13 protein-coding genes are annotated in these 18,598 nt (G+C 36.7%); 5 read left to right on the top strand and 8 right to left on the bottom strand.

Translation table 11 applies throughout. The features are described from left to right. Positions 1-23: 23 nt before the first annotated feature. The 5 genes from pgl to pmbA form a co-directional block, all read right to left on the bottom strand. Entirely contained in the window at positions 24-722 is a 699-nt protein-coding gene (pgl, locus tag O970_RS05235; protein WP_024496092.1) for a 6-phosphogluconolactonase, read from the bottom strand. Between the two features lie 13 nt (positions 723-735). After that, positions 736-2,208 (bottom strand): glucose-6-phosphate dehydrogenase, encoded by a 1,473-nt coding sequence (zwf, locus tag O970_RS05230; protein ID WP_024496091.1) that lies wholly within the window; start codon positions 2,206-2,208, stop codon positions 736-738. Between the two features lie 336 nt (positions 2,209-2,544). Then, positions 2,545-2,829: a 50S ribosomal protein L25 gene (rplY, locus tag O970_RS05225; RefSeq protein WP_024496090.1), complete on the bottom strand. Its 285-nt coding sequence runs from the start codon at positions 2,827-2,829 to the stop codon at positions 2,545-2,547. A gap of 609 nt (positions 2,830-3,438) precedes the next feature. Then, positions 3,439-5,160, bottom strand: coding sequence for a SulP family inorganic anion transporter (locus O970_RS05220; protein WP_024496089.1), 1,722 nt, complete (start codon positions 5,158-5,160; stop codon positions 3,439-3,441). 110 nt (positions 5,161-5,270) lie between these two features. Next, complete coding sequence (pmbA, locus tag O970_RS05215) at positions 5,271-6,611, bottom strand: metalloprotease PmbA (RefSeq protein WP_024496088.1); 1,341 nt, start codon at positions 6,609-6,611, stop codon at positions 5,271-5,273. Between the two features lie 412 nt (positions 6,612-7,023). Here pmbA and yjgA point away from each other — a divergent pair, with 412 nt between their 5' ends. The 5 genes from yjgA (at position 7,024) to tkt (ending at position 13,066) form a co-directional block, all read left to right on the top strand. Next, positions 7,024-7,572 carry a ribosome biogenesis factor YjgA gene (yjgA, locus tag O970_RS05210; RefSeq protein WP_024496087.1) on the top strand — a complete coding sequence of 183 codons (549 nt, stop codon included), beginning with the start codon at positions 7,024-7,026 and terminating at the stop codon, positions 7,570-7,572. Positions 7,573-7,682: 110 nt separating this feature from the next. Next, positions 7,683-8,210, top strand: coding sequence for an inorganic diphosphatase (gene ppa / locus O970_RS05205; protein ID WP_024496086.1), 528 nt, complete (start codon positions 7,683-7,685; stop codon positions 8,208-8,210). Between the two features lie 323 nt (positions 8,211-8,533). Next, positions 8,534-9,505, top strand: a complete 972-nt coding sequence (locus tag O970_RS05200) for a sugar-binding transcriptional regulator (protein WP_036562749.1) — start codon at positions 8,534-8,536, stop codon at positions 9,503-9,505. A 505-nt stretch (positions 9,506-10,010) separates the two neighbouring features. Beyond that, a complete protein-coding gene (gene tal / locus O970_RS05195) occupies positions 10,011-10,961 on the top strand; it encodes a transaldolase (protein ID WP_024496084.1) in 951 nt (316 codons plus the stop codon). 101 nt (positions 10,962-11,062) lie between these two features. Beyond that, positions 11,063-13,066: a transketolase gene (gene tkt, locus O970_RS05190; RefSeq protein ID WP_024496083.1), complete on the top strand. Its 2,004-nt coding sequence runs from the start codon at positions 11,063-11,065 to the stop codon at positions 13,064-13,066. Between the two features lie 76 nt (positions 13,067-13,142). On the opposite strand, the gene O970_RS05185 is transcribed toward tkt, so the two are convergent. The 3 genes from O970_RS05185 to O970_RS05175 form a co-directional block, all read right to left on the bottom strand. Further along, on the bottom strand, positions 13,143-14,369 hold the full coding sequence (locus O970_RS05185; RefSeq protein ID WP_024496082.1) for an MFS transporter: 1,227 nt from the start codon (positions 14,367-14,369) through the stop codon (positions 13,143-13,145). Between the two features lie 879 nt (positions 14,370-15,248). Continuing rightward, on the bottom strand, positions 15,249-16,265 hold the full coding sequence (gene adhP, locus O970_RS05180; RefSeq protein WP_024496081.1) for an alcohol dehydrogenase AdhP: 1,017 nt from the start codon (positions 16,263-16,265) through the stop codon (positions 15,249-15,251). 820 nt (positions 16,266-17,085) lie between these two features. Beyond that, entirely contained in the window at positions 17,086-18,516 is a 1,431-nt protein-coding gene (locus O970_RS05175; RefSeq protein WP_105291840.1) for an alanine/glycine:cation symporter family protein, read from the bottom strand. Positions 18,517-18,598 lie beyond the last annotated feature (82 nt).

The raw sequence follows: 18,598 nt of genomic DNA, 5'->3' as shown, positions 1-18,598 counted from the left end.
TGGCGGAGACAATGGCATTAGGTCTATTTTGCCCAATAGATTTGCAGTGGGTTTTTATCCTGTTGAAGTACTGCTCGGATTGGCATCTCATTGATATCTTGACCTTGTGTCGCTTGATGTAGCACTTCTTTTTTGGTCTCACCAACTAAATGTAGGTAAAGATGACGACTAGCAAGAATCACAGGTAAGGTTAATGTAATGCGTTCATGCGGTGCAGTGAGTGGTTGCATATCAATAACTAGTTTTTCTGAATGCATATCTAAGCCTGCCGCTAAATTTTTAGCATGCGGAAAGAGTGAAGCGGTATGTCCATCATCACCCATGCCTAAGATTAGTACATCGATAGGCATCGGTAAGTTTTGTTCTAAGCGAGCTTGAACCTCTGCAAGTCCTTCTGATGGTTTGGTTGTATCCGCCTTTAAACTAATAAAATGGGCGGATTGAGCTTGGTTTTGCAGTAAATGAGTGTTAACTAACCGCTCATTACTTGCTTCATGGTGTTTATCAACCCAGCGATCGTCAACTAATGTAATATAAACTTTCGACCAGTCTAATGTAGCTTGACTTAATAAATTAAATAACGCAATAGGGGTGTGTCCACCAGAAACAGCTAATGTTGCTTTACCTTGTTTAGCAATGGCTTCTTTTAGCTGTTTGCTAATTTCAGTCGCTAAAGCATTATTAAGCGTCGTTGCTGAATCATACTCATGTAATTGGTACATCATTTATCTCCTTTTATTCAAAATCACTCCATGAACGCCCATCTTTAGTAATGAGTGATACTGCTGATTCGGGACCCCAAGTACCAGCTTGATACGGTTTTGGCGCATCATTATCTATATCCCAAGCATTAATAATCGAATCTACCCACTTCCAAGCGGCTTCGACTTCATCACGGTGCACAAATAATGCTTGTTTACCACGCATCACTTCTAATAACAAACGTTCGTAAGCATCAGCTATCGGTTGCTGAAAAACGTTATTAAAATTGAGATCCAATTTAGTATTTTGTAAATGATACTGACTTTCTAGACCCGGTACTTTATTTAAAATATCAATATCAATCCCTTCGTTCGGTTGTAAACGAATTGTCAATTTATTAGGTGGTAATTCGGGATAGCGTTCAGCAAATAAATTAACGGTAGGGCGTTTGAAATAAACCACAACCTCTGTTGTCTTAACTGGTAATCGTTTACCCGTTCTTAAATAAAAAGGTACACCAGACCAGCGCCAATCATCAATATCAACACGAATTGCAACAAAGGTTTCGGTGTCACTTTGTGGATTTGCCCCTTCTTCGTCTAAGTACCCTAATACTTTATCGCCGTGTATAAATCCAGAGGTGTACTGTCCTCGTACCGTCATTTGTTGTACATTGGTTGCGTCAATCGGGCGTAGTGCTTTAAGTACTTTGATTTTTTCGCTGCGAATGCTCTCATCACTTAAATCAGCAGGCGGCGCCATCGCAACCATAGTCAAAATCTGTAATAGATGATTTTGAACCATATCACGCATTTGTCCCGCTTTATCAAAATAGCTCCAACGTCCTTCAATGCCTACTTCTTCAGCGACAGTAATTTGAACGTGATCAATGGCATTATTATCCCATTGGTGAGTAAATAAGGCGTTAGCAAAACGCAATGATAGGAGATTGAGTATCGTCTCTTTACCTAAATAGTGATCAATACGGTAAACTTGTGATTCTTGGAAATATTGCGCGACGGCATCATTAATCTCTTGTGAGGATTTAAGATCAGTACCTAGTGGCTTCTCCATAACAATACGATTTTTTTTACAATTTAATCCCGCTTCAGCTAACCCATGACAAATTGTTTCAAAGGTACTTGGGTGCATAGCGAAATAGAAGATAGCGGGACAGTTTTTATTTAATCGTTGACTTAAGCGATGGAAAGCATCGACATCATTCACATCCAAATTATGAAAATCAAGACGTTTGCTAAAATTATGCCAAACAGTGTTATCAATAGGTTCTTTCATAAAGTTGGTTAATGCTTCTTTGGCAATTTCTTGATAAGCAGTCTTATCCCAATCAGCACGGCCAACACCTAATATTTTTGTTTCTGGTGCAAGAAGTCCATATTTTTCTAATTGATAAAGTGAGGGCAATAATTTGCGACGGGTTAGATCCCCTTTAGCACCAAAGATGACTAATTCGCATGTGGGTGCTAATGCATTATCTTTTGACATGAAACTTCTCCTGAGAACAATATATTTTTTTAATTTATCATTAATTATCGTTATTTATATAAAAAGATCCAATAAATAATGAATATTAAAACGATAGCTAGTAAATAATATTTTATATCAATATAGATATATTGAGTCATAGCTATGATTTTTATAAAAGCCTAAAGACATTCAGCCTATATTTAATGGAACATTATATTAAGTGACATTTATTGGTTAAATGTTTCTATATTGATGATTATGTCACAAAAATAGTAATAATAAAAAAGAAAGGGTTTAATCGTAAAATAAAAAAGGCTACCTTGTGGGTAGCCTTATTACGCCTTATCAATATGATTAAGCGCGTACGAAATCCATATGAACTAATTTTGGTTTAAATGGATGACGTTGTACCGCTTGAATTTTAACTTTAGTCTCTTTACCATCGATAACGATAGTTAATACTTCACTATAAAATTCAGCTTTATCCTGCATATTGAATACTTCATCGTGATTTAATTCGATGGAAACCGGTGCTTCATTACCACCGTAAATAATGGCAGGGAAATGGTTTGCATGACGAAGGCGGCGGCTCGCACCTTTACCTAAATCAGTTCTTACTTTTGCATTAATTGTAAACATGATAAGTCTCTTTATTTAAATATGTTTCTATTTAAAATAGAAAAACCAATTACAGGCGACCCAGCAATTGGCATAATTCCAACATTTGCTTAAAAAGCAGTGCGATTATAACGATTTATAGTAATAGAGGCAATGCTTAATTCTTTTCTTGTCATTTTTAAGCTAATTAATAAAGTATAAATCGATAGGATCATCGTAAACAGCATTGTGTTTTATCGTCTATGTTTAAAAAACATAGATGAATGACCATTGATCAGCATACTGCGTGAACTGCGAATAACCATTTTTTTAGTAAGTGGCTTGGTGTTACCTGTTTATAAGCATAGGCGCATAAAGGCATTATCCTATCCCTTTCTATTATTTATTGCCAACATTAAGCTATTTAGATGCAAGTAGATATCTCCATTTAAATTATTTTTCTAAATGCGTACGTTATTTGAACACCTAAACGCGTGCAGCTAAACTACAGATTAAACACTTAAGCGCAATTTAAAAACAATAACAACTTTATTTAATAGTTAATACCATTAAATCAAAAAACAGGCTTAATTTATCAGTTTAGTGTCATCAATTACGCTTTATCACTCTTGGTGTCTAATATCAATGTAGTTATTCTGTTGCCAGCTCTGCTGCGTGATCATTGCTTTGTACCATACGTACTGCTAAATAGAGATCGTTAGTAAATTCAATATGATTTTTATCTAAATTAATGTCCATATCATTAAACCAACGTTGTAACGTGCCGCGTCTTCCCGCTAATACTAAAACACAATCACGGACTTTTAGTGATTGAACCAGTTCATCAATACCTGTTAACACACTCATATCCGGATAAGTAAAGCTTGGGATAGCATCAATAATGATCCATTTACAATGTTTAGGCGATTGATCAATTAAAGTGAGTATGCGTCGTTTAAAATATGCAATATTAAAATAGGTTAATGGTGAATTAAATCGATACATAAAAACATTAGGTATCGGTTTGGTATGACGACTAAGGGTATGAATTAACCCATTATCATCTAAACCTAATAACTGTTCAGTCGGTCGAAATATTTTACGCAAAAATAGGAATAAACCCAATAAAACGGCTAACGCCATACCAGGAATGATACCAATAGCTAATACTGCGATTAGCGTCGATAAACTTAAATAAAAAGCATCTCGATCACGATTAAAGAGCTGAAAAATAGAACGTAGATCAATTAAAAACCATGAAGAGTAAATTAGTATGATCCCTAAGACACAAATCGGAATGTAAGCCAATGGTTTTAATAAAAATAGGACCACTAAACCAATAAGGATGGCGGCAATAATCGAAACTAATTGCGTTTTGCCGCCATTTGCATCATTTACCGCCGTTCTTGAAGAGGTACCGCTGACGACAAAACCTTGGGATAAACCTGCGGCTATATTTGCTAAGCCTAACGCTAAAAATTCGGTATTAGCATCAGTATCATAATTGTTCTTAGCAGCAAAACTACGTACGGTAATCATCATGCTGACAAAACTAATAATCGCAATGTTAATAGAGGGGACGACGATTTCACGTGCAGCACCTAAATCAAAATTAAGCCATGATGAGAGTGGTAGTCCTTCGGCAGAAATGGTATCAATGATGGCAATATGAAATTGTTCAAAGTTAAATACCCAAGAAAAAAAGGTGATAATAATAACGGCGATTAATGGTGCAGGCCAACGTGGTTTTGTCTTTTTAAGACCAATTAATATCGCTAAGGTAGCGAGTGAAACCAGTAACGTCGGGATGTGTATTTTGGTGATATAGCTAGGTAAGGTGTAGACGCGCTCGATAAATTCCATCGTTTGGTATTTAAAGCCCGTCACTTTAGCACATTGATCGATAATAATCGTAATGGAAATACCGTTAAGTAATCCCATTAGTATCGGCCTTGACAATAAATCAGCCAAGGCCCCCAAATGTAATCGGGCAGCAACAATACACCAGCCACCAATCAATAAAGTTGTAATTATCACTAATTGCCAACGTAATATCGGATCACCCATCGCTAATGGGGCAACGACGGCGGCAATAACAGCACAGGTTGCCGTATCAGGTCCAACAATAAGTTGTCTTGATGAGCCAAACAGAGCATAAATTATTAAAGGTAAAATACTGGAATATAAGCCAGCAATCGCCCCAACGCCAGTCAGTTGCGCGTAAGCGATCGACACAGGTAACGAGACGGCCGCCACAGATAAACCAGCACGTAAATCCGCTGGGAAAAATTTTCGTTTATAATCAAATAAGCTACTTAATCCTGGCATAAAACGCAAAAGGTACCCAATTAGCCGATAATTTTTATATTCCATCTGTACTTTATCCTTTCCACAATTGAACTATCTATTATGATTACGCCTAAGCCTATTATAATGAAAACGATATAGAAACTTAATCACGTTACCGTTAATTCTTTATCCGATTACGCCCCAGCAACGCTCATATTATCAACTAAAATCGAGCCGGTTTGAATGGCTTTTCTTGTCTCAATATCATTGCCAATCGCTATAATATTAGTAAACATCTGTTTTAGATTACCCGCAATGGTAATTTGACTAACAGGGAATTGGATTTCTCCATTTTCAATCCAAAAACCAGATGCACCTCGAGAGTAATCACCAGTAATAATATTAACACCTTGCCCCATTAATGAAGTGACTAATAAGCCTTTATCCATTTGTTTGATCATTGCATTTAAATTGCCACCATTAGATGAAACCATCCAATTGTGGATACCGCCAGCATGACCCGTACTGTGTAAACCTAATTTACGCGCCGAATAATTGCTAAGTAAATAGGTTTGCAACTGCCCAGCATCAATAATAGGTTGTTTTATGGTTCGTGTACCTTCACTATCAAATGGGGCGGATCCCAAACCTTTTAATCTATGCGGATCTTCATTTATAGTCAGCCAGCTGGGAAAGATGGTTTTGCCAATAGCATCTAATAAAAACGTGGATTCACGATAAATTGCGCCACCACTAATTGCACTCGCTAAATGTCCAAATAAACTGCTTGCGATTTCAGCGCTAAATAATACGGGTACTTGCTGCGTTTTGATTTGTCTTGATCCTAAGCGGGCGATAGTCCGCGCCGCCGCTTGTTCGCCTACCCATTCCGGTGACAATAAATCACGGCTATCACGCGCCGTAGTATAGGCATAGTTTCGTTCCATTTCGCCATTGTGTTCACCAATTACCGAACAAGAAAGCGAATAACGGCTTGCGCAATAATTTTCTAGCATACCATGGCTATTACCATAAACATGAATACCATAATGACTACTATAATAGCAACCATCACTTCCCGTAATTTGTCGATGGGATAGTGCGGTTCTTTCGGCAACTAAAGCCTTCGCCATCGCCTCATCGACATTTAACGTATCGGGATAGAAAAGATCTAAATCAGGAGCATTAAATGCCATCAGAGCTTTATCACCTATCCCAGAATAGGGATCTTGACTGGTATATTGCATAATATCTAATGCTGCTTTAACCGTCTGTTTGATCGCTGTTGGTGATAGATCATGTGTTGACGCACTACCTACACGTTGTTGGCGATAAACGGTAATGGCTAAAGCACCATCGTTATTAAATTCGATATTTTCTGTCTTACCATTTAAGGTACTGATATTAATGCCAGTAGACTGATTGATCGCCACTTCAGCCGCCTCAGCACCCTGCATTGATTCCTTTAATGCATATTCCACCGCCTCTGATAAGCGTTCTGTTTGCTGTATCACATCTTGTTTAATTTTATTCATATTTCGGTTCTTTCTACTCACGTCTTTTTTAACTGGTTGATTATAGCACGCTATACACTACGATTACTGTATTTATCTATATTGACTGCTTTTACTTCAATTGAACATTAATCCAAAGCAAGTATCGTGTTTGATCAGACTAATCTGCTTTGTTTAAGTATCAGTACCAAAAATATTATAGGATAGTTTATTAATAGGTGATCCAATAAGTTTGTTTAGTCATAATTAAGCGTTGATAAGGATAATCGCTGCGGTACTGCGCGTTGGTTTTCTATTCGGCTCGTTTTATATTACAATAACTGCCGATCGTAATATCGTCGATATTCACTTCATCATAATAATCATGAAGGTGAATCGTATTGATATACATTTAATACTATTTATTTTTACTACTTTATCAATTGGACCCACTATGAATAAACAACATGATGAACTTTGGCAAAATCAATCACTTGCACCTGAAACGGTTGACGATGAGGATGACGAAATCATTTGGGTCAGCAAAAGTGAAATTAAACGTGATGCTGAAGCGTTGAAAAAGCTTGGCATAGCGCTAGTTAAACTTAGTAAAACTGAGTTGGATAAAATTCCACTTGATGATGATTTGTTGTATTCGATTGAACTTGCACAAAGAATAAAAAAAGAGGGCTACCGTCGCCAGATCCAATGGATTGGTAAATTATTACGAAGTCGAGACATAGATCCTATTACCGATGCGTTAGATAAATTGAACAATAAGCACAATCAGCAGGTAGCTTTATTTCATAAATTAGAGCAATTAAGAGATGAATTAATAATAACCGGTGAGGCTGAAACGATTATCTCACTTTATCCCGAAGCTGATCGTCAACAGTTACGCACGCTTGCTAGAGCCGCTAAAAAAGAGCAACAATCTAATAAACCAGCCAAAGCAGCGAAACAAATTTTTCAATATTTAAAACAATTGAGTGATACGCAATAATCTTTATAATAGTTGCTCAAATTTTACAGATAATGCGCTATTATGATCGTCTATAGGCTTTTATCTTAATTATAAGACGGCAAATTAATTAATCTAACGAGGAAAATAACATGGGGTTAAATCAAGTTCCCGCTGGTAAAGCATTACCAGATGATATTTATGTGATTATCGAGATTCCGGCCAACGCCGATCCAATTAAATACGAAGTAGACAAAGAATCGGGTTCACTTTTTGTTGACCGTTTTATGTCTACAGCGATGTTTTATCCATGTAACTATGGCTATATTAATCATACGTTATCACTCGATGGTGATCCTGTTGATGTATTAGTTCCAACACCTTATCCATTACAACCAGGGTCCGTCATTCGTTGCCGTCCAGTTGGTGTCTTAAAAATGACGGATGAAGCAGGCGAAGATGCAAAATTAGTCGCGGTGCCGCATTCTAAATTAACCAAAGAATATGATCATATTCAAGATGTGACTGATTTACCCGAATTACTGAAAGCGCAAATCGCTCATTTCTTTGAACACTATAAAGACTTAGAAAAAGGCAAATGGGTGAAAGTGGAAGGCTGGGAAAATGCCGAAGCAGCGCGTCAAGAAATTAAAGCCTCTTTTGAAAGAGCTAAAAAATAATTAATGGTAAGCTAGTTATCATTATGTTTTTATTTAACGATAGTGACGATTCTGGCACTATCGTTTTTTCATGATAAGAACCATTTATTATAGATGGTGGCTGATTTGGTCACAAATTGCTTAGATTATAGCGTAAGGACCCATTAATCTAACACATTTCAATATATTTTTACTTTTCGGATAGGATCAAGATAATAATGTGAACATATGCTAAAATATGGCTCATATGTTATACTTACTCATCTCATACTGAACAATACCAATGGCTATCTTATCTACGGTGACCAATAAACGGTGTTAATCACTGAAAAAGAGACGAAATAATGGATATATTCGATACCAATCAAGACAATGCGTTACTCACCGAAATCGCAGTAGCCTATTATCAACATGAACAAACCCAAGAAGAAATAGCCAAACGATTTGGTATTTCGCGTATTAAGGTTGGGCGCTTATTAAAAAAAGCACGGGCTGAAGGTATTGTTGAAATTAACGTAAAGTATCATCCCGTTTTCAGTTCGAGTATTGAACAGCAATTTACTGAGCATTTTAAGCTTAAACGTGCGTTGATTGCTATCGATCATCAGGATGAAGCTGAACAGCGGCAACAAGTGGCGTCTCTCGTGACCAATTATCTTTCTAGTGTCTTAAAAAATGGTATGACGATTGCTGTTGGTCAAGGCCGTAATGTTGCCGCCGTGGCAAGTCATATCGGCGTATTTCCAGAAAAACAGTGTAAATTTATCAGCGGGATTGGCGGTACATTACGCGATGGCGAACTTATTGACGCCGATCATATTAGTCGTAATCTGGCCCGCAAATTTAATGGTAGTAGTGAGACACTTTATGCGCCTGCTTATGTCGAAAATGGTGAGGTCAAACATATTTTTATGCAAAATCGCGTTATAAAAGAGACGCTTGATCGTGCAAGAAAAGCGGATATCGCATTAGTCGGCTTAGGCGATATGAATGAAAATAGTTATATGGTGCAATTGGGTTGGTTTACTCCGCAAGAAATCACTCATGCCAGCCTTCATCAAGGGGTGGTTGGAGATATCGCTGGTTACGGCTTCTTTAATGTTCATGGACAGACGGTTGATACCGTAATGAATGATAGGGTGATTGGATTGAGTATTCAGGAATTACGTCAAATCCCTTGTGTGATTGCGATTGCCTCTGAAAATACTAAAGCAATGGCTATTTTAGGCGCTTTACGTACGGGAGTGATTGACGTCTTGGCGACGAGCGCTGCTAATGCACGTATTGTATTAAATTTATTACAAAATTCGGTGTGATTTTTTGACATATATTTAGATGATAACTCTCTATAATCATTAGAATAAACAGGCTTGTGATCAAAAAAGCACGTTAGACAGATCGTCACTTTAAGCGTGTATTAAAAACAAAAATATGTCCATCAATTGTCGACTAATATCGATAAAAACAATATTAATAATTGAGATTTAACTAGCAAAAGTCAAATTAACGATCTTGATCACTGATTTTTTTCTCTATATACTGCAATATAACAAAAGTTAAACTAATGTTCATTTGAACGCATTAAGCAGATCGCTTAGTCATCAAATGTTATTCATCCATAATTTCGATTATTGATCCATGCCGCTTAAATTTAAGCGATTTAAGTAAGCGTTGTTATCAAAGATTGATATGGCGTCTCATTAACTATGGGTAAAAATAGCTTATTTTTTACTAATTGATATAATCTTAACTACGTTATGATGATTGATCATATGAGCAGAGCAGTTTTTTACTCAGTATCTAAATTTAAGGACATAAACGATGAGCCAACTAGACGAGTTAAAAAAATATACGGTTGTTGTTGCAGACACGGGTGATATTGATTCTATTAAACAGTTTTCACCAGAGGATGCAACCACAAATCCGTCTTTAGTATTAAAAGCGGCACAACTTCCGCAATATAAGTATCTCATTGATGAAGCAATTAACACCGCTAAAGCACAAGGTGGTGATAAAGAAACCCAATTGTTAAATGCTAGTGATCAAGTTGCTGTCAATATTGGTGCTGAGATTCTTAAATATGTACCAGGACGTATTTCAACCGAGGTGGATGCGCGATTATCTTTTGATCGTGGTCTTTGTGTTGCGAAAGCACGTAAATTAATTCGTCTATATAAGGAAAAAGGCATTGATAAATCACGGATCTTGATCAAAATTGCCGCTACTTGGGAAGGTATTCAAGCAGCGAGGGAATTAGAACAAGAAGGGATCAATTGCAATCTGACATTATTGTTTTCATTCGCACAAGCACGCGCCTGTGCAGAAGCGAAGGTATTCTTAATTTCACCGTTTGTCGGCCGAATCTATGATTGGTACCAGGCAAAACAGCCAATAACCGATTATGTTGCAGATCAAGACCCAGGGGTCATTTCGGTTCGAAATATCTATCACTACTATAAACAGCACCGTTATGAAACGATTGTGATGGGCGCTAGCTTCCGTAACAAAGAACAAATTCTAGCATTAGCAGGTTGTGACCGTTTAACCATATCCCCCGCTCTGTTAACCGAATTAAATCAAGCAAATGAGACGGCAGAACGTCGATTAAGTCCATCTACAGATGTGCTAAATCCACCAAGCCCAATGACTGAGGCTGAGTTCCGTTGGCAGCATAACGGCGATGCGATGGCCGTTGAAAAATTAGCCGAAGGGATTCGATTATTTGCCGCTGATCAACAAAAACTGGAAGATATGTTAATTCAATTACTTTAATATTGATAAAACCCTCCTAGGAGGGTTTTTCTCTATCCGTTTAAATATTGACCTTCCTTAAAATATAATTAGATATGAATAAAAAATGGAGTAGAAATTACATGACAACAGCACTTTCACATCGCGAGTTGGCGAATGCTATTCGTGCATTGAGTATGGACGGTGTACAGCAAGCAAATTCTGGACATCCAGGTGCCCCAATGGGGATGGCTGATATTGCCGAAGTTTTATGGCGTGGTTTTCTAAAACATAATCCAACTAATCCTAATTGGGCCGATCGTGACCGTTTCGTATTATCTAACGGACATGGTTCGATGTTAATTTATAGCCTATTACATTTAACGGGCTATGATCTATCTATTGACGATTTGAAACAGTTCCGACAATTACATTCTAAAACCCCAGGTCATCCAGAATATGGTTATACTGCTGGCGTTGAAACCACGACTGGTCCTTTAGGTCAAGGTATCTCTAATGCAGTGGGGATGGCGATTGCTGAAAAAACATTAGCCGCACAGTTTAATCGTCCAGGCCATGAGATTGTTGATCATTTTACCTATGCTTTTTTAGGTGACGGATGCTTAATGGAAGGCATTTCTCATGAAGTTTGTTCATTAGCTGGGACCTTAAAATTAGGTAAACTGATTACCTTTTATGATGATAATGGTATCTCGATTGATGGTGAAATCGAAGGCTGGTTTACTGATGACACCGCCAAGCGTTTTGAAGCTTATGGCTGGCACGTGATCCGTGGTATTGATGGGCATGATGCCAACGCTATTACCCTTGCGATTGAACAAGCTCAAGCTGTCACCGATAAACCTTCTATCCTAATGTGTAAAACAGTCATTGGTTTTGGCTCACCAAATAAAGCAGGAAGTCATGATTGCCACGGTTCGCCATTAGGCGCAGCTGAAATTGAGGCAACACGACAGGCGCTAGGCTGGAACTATCCATCATTTGTTATTCCTGATGAATATTACCGCGCTTGGGATGCTAAATCTGCCGGTCAACAGGCAGAGCAAAACTGGCACGACCGTTTTGCCGCTTATGAAAAAATATATCCTGAATTAGCAAAAGAATTTACACGCCGTGTTCATGGTGATTTACCGGATAATTGGGCCGAATCCGCTAAAGCATTTGTTGCGTCGTTACAAGCTAATCCAGCAAATATTGCCAGCCGTAAAGCGTCACAAAATGCTATTGAAGCATTTGCTAAATTATTACCTGAATATTTAGGTGGTAGTGCTGATTTAGCTCCAAGTAATTTAACTATGTGGTCTGGATCAGCGCCGATTAATGAGAATCCTGCAGGCAACTATATCCATTATGGCGTGCGTGAGTTTGGTATGACAGCCATTATGAATGGTATTGCATTACATGGTGGTTTTATACCTTATGGCGCAACCTTCCTAATGTTTATGGAATATGCGCGTAATGCCGTACGTATGGCAGCTTTAATGAAAATACGTAATATCTTTGTTTATACGCATGATTCTATTGGTCTTGGCGAAGATGGTCCAACGCACCAGCCAGTCGAACAACTAGCAAGTTTACGTTATACACCAAATATGAGCACATGGCGTCCATGTGATCAGGTAGAATCCGCTATTGCTTGGCAGTATGCTATTGAGCATAAACACGGTCCTAGTGCCTTAATTTTTTCACGCCAAAATTTAATGCAACAAGATCGTAGCGACGAACAATTAGCTAATGTATATCGTGGTGGTTATATCTTAAAAGATTGTGCTGGACAACCAGCGTTAATTTTGATTGCAACCGGTTCAGAAGTAGAATTGGCTGTGGCTGCGTATAATAAATTAAGCGCAGAAGGTCACAATGTTCGTGTTGTATCTATGCCATCAACCGAAGTCTTTGATCGTCAAGATGCGTCTTATCGTGAATCGGTGTTACCATCGGCTGTAACAGCACGTGTTGCCATCGAAGCAGGTATTGCTGATTTTTGGTATAAATACGTTGGCTTAAATGGTCGTATTATCGGTATGCACAGCTTTGGAGAATCTGCACCAGCAGATTTATTATTTAAAGAGTTTGGTTTTACCGTTGAAAATGTATTAGCCCAAGCTAAGGCGTTATTAAGCTGAGCAATGAATGGCTAACAATGATAAAAAACCGATCACATAGTTGATCGGTTTTTTAATTTATCCATTGTTGCATTATTTATTCCATTTGCTCTTGTTGAGTGCACTCATTTTGCATAACTAAAGTCAGCACAGCAATTAAAATAGCAATACTAAATACAGAAAAAATACTTGGAATCGGTACAGCATTCGCCATTAGCCATTTTGCCATTAACGGACCTAAAATACTACCAATTAAGCCAATCGATACCGTGGCACCTATACCGGTTGCGCGTATGAAAGAGGGATATTGTTCAGTAGTATGGATATATAATGCCGCCCATGCACCCAAATTAAAAAACGAAAGTAAACTCCCGTAACTCAGTAATTCCATCATTGAATCTGCATTCCCAAATAACTCGGCGCTAATTAGCGTACCAATTAGGTACATAATGAGTATTAACTTTCCACTTACATACCTAATTAACCATATTACGGAAAAATAGCTCGGTATTTGAACAATAGTGATCAATATAATGTATTTAAAACTTTGGACAAAACCAATCCCTTTCATGATCATAATATTTGGTAACCATAAAAATAGACCATAATAGGAAAAGATAATACAGAACCAAACAATCCATAACATCAATGTGTTTTTTCTATATTTTGAGTTGAATAGATAACCTAATTTAAATTCAACCATTTTGGGATTTTTAAGTAAATTTGGTTTCTGATAACGAGGTATATCCATTAAATTATACGCTAAATAAAAAGCATATAAAGCGGGAGTCGCCATCAGTAACATGACCGTTTGCCAACTAATTGCAGCAATGGATAATAAAAAATAGCCAATTAACGTAGAAAAGATAATGCCGAAAGACCAGAAAACTTCGATTAAGCTAATTATTTTATCTTTTTCAGCTAAAGGCGCCTGTTCACTAATTAACGTTAAGATTACTGGCAATTGCCCCCCTAATCCTATCCCCATAATAAAACGTAAGATAATAAAAGAAGTAAAATTCCAAGCAAATGCACATAAACCGCTGAAAATACTAAATAGAATCAAGGTGAAAATTAGTACAGGTTTTCGACCTCTGCTATCTGCATAAAGCCCAAAAAGGCAAGCGCCAATGACCATTCCAACAGAGTTGATGTTAACAATGTAAGTTAATTGATTTGATGAGAGTCCCCAATCTTGTTTTATTGCGGTTAAAAGAAAAGAGAATAGACCTATATCTAGGGCATTGAATAACCAACTTATCCCAACAATAAGAAGTAATTTATTGTTGTAGATTAATAAAGATAATCTTTTAGTTAAATTCATACTAACCTCTATAATTAATGAACATTTTATTTGATAGAATGATGATATCTAACATAAATACATAGAACATAATGCAAAAATGTTTAATCAATAAAATAATATAAGTATCAGTGAACTAACTATGTTTAGACGTAAAAAATAGGTGAGTAATACGGTATAATATGTGAGTTTATGCCTTTTAATTGGCATAACACATGATCTTGTTTCACCTTATTTTATTCTCATATCTATAAGAACAAGTTTTTATTCAAATGTCTATAACTAACGCATAAATAATCTGAACTATTATCAAATTAGAAAATATACACGACATAAATTGTTTTTTAAGCGTTGCATGAAAGAACCCTTTATAACAGTGCTTTTGTTTCATTTTGAGCTATAAGCACTATTATCGGAGGACAATAATCATTAAGATTTTTCATCAATATCACTTAAACCTTGATGCAGCAGTTATTGTCGTTTGGCGAATTTACACTACAGTGGTTAATGCGCTTAAAAGTGATTAGCTCAATTAGTTTTAATCTATCATCGAGGTACAATACCTAATTTTATATCGATAACTTATCTAATATCTATTGATCGTTTTATTGCCATATTAAATAGTCCACCAATATGCGGAGAACGGTTAACCTACTTAGGCTATAAACGAAATAAAGGTGTTATTAAAGGCGAGCTTTTTTAAATAGAAAAATTCGGCAATAGTTGATGATATTGTTATGGGATAAGCGAAGGGCTAATAGCAATCAGTTTGTTTCGCCTAACATTTTCGCATAATGTAGGTCGTTGAGGCTATTTTAAAACGCGAGCTAAATCATTTAATGGTTATGGAATGACTTGATAATCACGTTGTATTATCAAGTCATGTCGCTTACTGTGAAGTTATGCTTTGTGTTTAAAATCAATTACCATTCGACCGGTAAATTGCCCTTTTTCCATTTCTTCAAAAATAGTATTAATATCTTCAATAGGGCGCATAGTAACTTTAGGAACAACTTTACCTTCGGCACCAAATTGGAAGGCTTCTCTGAGATCTTCACGAGTACCCACTAACGAACCAACCACTTCGATACCATCTAAAACTAAACGCGGAATATTTAAATCCATGGTATCCACTGGTAACGCAACAGCTACAACTCGACCACCGGCACGGACACTATTTACCGCAGAATTGAAGGCTGATTTAGCTACAGCAGTAACTACAGCCGCATGTGCACCACCAAGTTTTTGCTGAATGATTTCGTCAACGTTATCTGTTTTAGAATTCAACGTCATATCTGCGCCCATATCTTTGGCCAAAGCGAGTTGTTTATCATTAATATCAATTGCAATGACTTTAGCATTAAATACGTTTTTCGCATATTGTAAAGCGAGATTGCCTAAACCACCCAAACCATAAATAGCGATCCATTGTCCAGGCTCAATACCAGAAACTTTAATTGCTTTATAAGTTGTTACGCCAGCACAAGTAATACTACTTGCTGCAGCCGAATCTAAGCCATCAGGTACTTTTACAGCGTAATCAGCGGTAACGATACACTCCTCAGCCATTCCGCCGTCAACACTATAACCTGCATTTTTAACTTCACGACAAAACGTTTCACGCCCACTATTACAATATTCACAATGGCCGCAACCTTCAAAAAACCAAGCAACACTAGCTCTATCGCCAATTTTGAGTGAAGTTACGCCTTCGGCAACTTCAGTTACCACACCAATACCCTCGTGCCCAAGAATTACACCAGAAACATCGCCAAAATCCCCATTTTTAACATGCAAATCCGTATGGCATACTCCACAGCAAATCATTTCTAATCGTGCTTCACCGTGTTTTAATGGACGCAATGTTTTGTTTTCAATCGCGACACGTTTATCTTTAGTTACAACTGCAGCTTTCATTATAGCTCCTTATTATTACTAGATAAAAAATGAATAATCGGTCTGTTATTTAATCATTATTCATATAGTGTAATCGTTACCTTATATTGCTTATAGTAAAGACAACGATTTAATATATTAATAATATTGTCAATCAAGTTATTTATGTTCAATCTGTTGTTAACCATTAATTCGGTTTCAATAAAACGTTATATATTTGTAGTAGATCTTTATTATAAAAACATAAATCTAATCTTTTGGAAAGCGATAAAATTTTACTATTAACGTTATTTTTAATTAGTTTATTGATAATAAAAGAATAATTTTTTTATTGTTTATTTTATTTAATAACGATAAATGGTTAATATTTTAGGTAAATCTGTTATTGCTAATAAACTTTATGCATATAAAGGAAATAGAGAGCGAAATTGTTGTAATTAATGGTCACCAATGGAATAAATGGTAATGTGAATAATCGATTAAAAATTAATCCTTGTCTCACTTTTTATCCTTTGATTTAAATTCTAGCTTAGGAAGATCATATGTTATATCGTCGTTTCTCCACCTTCATCGTTAGTTAATGGTACATTATCTCAATATGATTTAATAAAGGCTTAAACTTAAATAATCATAAAATAAAGGCAAGTAAATGAATAGCTATACCCAAATAATTGGTAGATAAATTTAGTTTTGTAGGGGAAAATAGTAGGAATAGTTAGTTGTCTATGGTTTTATTTTTTATTATTGAAAACAGGACAAGTAAATAACATGCGATTCATTAGAAAGCCTTATAGTAAGGCTTTCTAATGAAATGGTTTAAGGTTGAGCTAAAACCATAATATTATTTTTTACCCCATACACCTTCAGCAATTTTATCTTCAATTTCAGGGTATTTGGCTAAATCAAAGGTCGGTAATTTATGTTCAGCGCGTTGTTGATTATAATCTTTAGCTAATTTAATCACGATCCCTGATAGAAGCAATACTGCGGTTAAGTTAGTTATTGCCATTAATGACATGGCGATATCTGCCATTGCCCAGACTACAGGTAATGAAGCGACAGAGCCAAACATTACCGCTGCACAAACAGCTAGCCTAAATAGATAAAGTTTACCATTTTTCTTTTTGCCTAAGAATAAGAAGCAATTTTCGGCATAGCTATAATTGGCAATAATAGTGGTGAATGAGAAGAACAGAATAATTAATAGTAAAATATACTGCGACCAGTCACCATATTGTGTTTGTAACGCTTGTTGTACCAGTACGACACCTTCTGTCGTGTTTAATGGTACGCCAGATAACAATACAATGGCTGCCGATGCAGTACAAATAACTAAGGTATCAATCACAACCCCTGCCATTTGTACATAACCCTGTGAGGCAGGATGTGGTGGATATGGCGTGGCAACAGCGGCAATGTTTGGGGCCGATCCCATCCCTGCTTCATTAGAAAATAGTCCGCGCTTAATCCCATTCATGATGGCCGCACCAAAACCACCCGCAGCAAATTCTTGTAAACCAAATGCGCTTCGGTAAATTAAACCAAATACGTCTGGTATACGTGAATAGTTAGCCACAACAATAATTAACGCCGCTAAAATATATAAGCCAGCCATAGGTGGCACAACATATTCAGAAATTTTAGCAATACGACGTAGACCACCAAAAATAATTAAAATTGAGAGTAACGTCACCCAAATACCGGTATGCCAAGCTGGTACGTTTAATGTTGAACGCATAGAATCAGCAATAGTATTGGCTTGCACCGCATTAAAGGCAAAGCCATAGCACATAATAAGGAAAATGGAGAAAGCCACCCCCATCCAACGTGCATTTAAGCCGCGTTGCATATAGTAGGCAGGTCCACCACGATAATGTCCATGTTTATCTTTTTGTTTAAATAACTGAGCTAGCGTGGATTCAGCAAATGCGGTTGCTGCGCCTAAAATAGCAATTAACCACATCCAAAATACAGCACCAGGTCCGCCAAGTGTAATTGCTAATGCAATACCTACCACATTACCCGTACCAACACGGGATGCCATGGAAGTACAAAAAGCCTGATACGATGATATACCTGAATGATCTTTTTCACGGCTATGGTTAAGTACACCAAACATATGTCCAATGTGACGGATTTGAATAAATCCGAGCTTAATGGTTAAGTAGATTCCTGCAAAAAGTAAAACAGCAATCAATAAATAACTTATTTTATCATTTACAATATGAACACTCTCTGTCAAAAAATTTATCCAACTAGACATAAAATGCATTCAATAACCTCTTCTTATTTTTTATGATTAATTCCCAATGAAAGCTATAATATCGCTAATCTAGATGGCTTAACTTATTTTA

Origin of the sequence: Candidatus Schmidhempelia bombi str. Bimp, assembly GCF_000471645.3 — a bacterium.
Lineage (GTDB): Bacteria > Pseudomonadota > Gammaproteobacteria > Enterobacterales > Orbaceae > Utexia > Utexia bombi.
The sequence above is the reverse complement of the archived record's forward strand: the minus strand, read 5'-3'. Positions and strand labels throughout refer to the sequence as shown.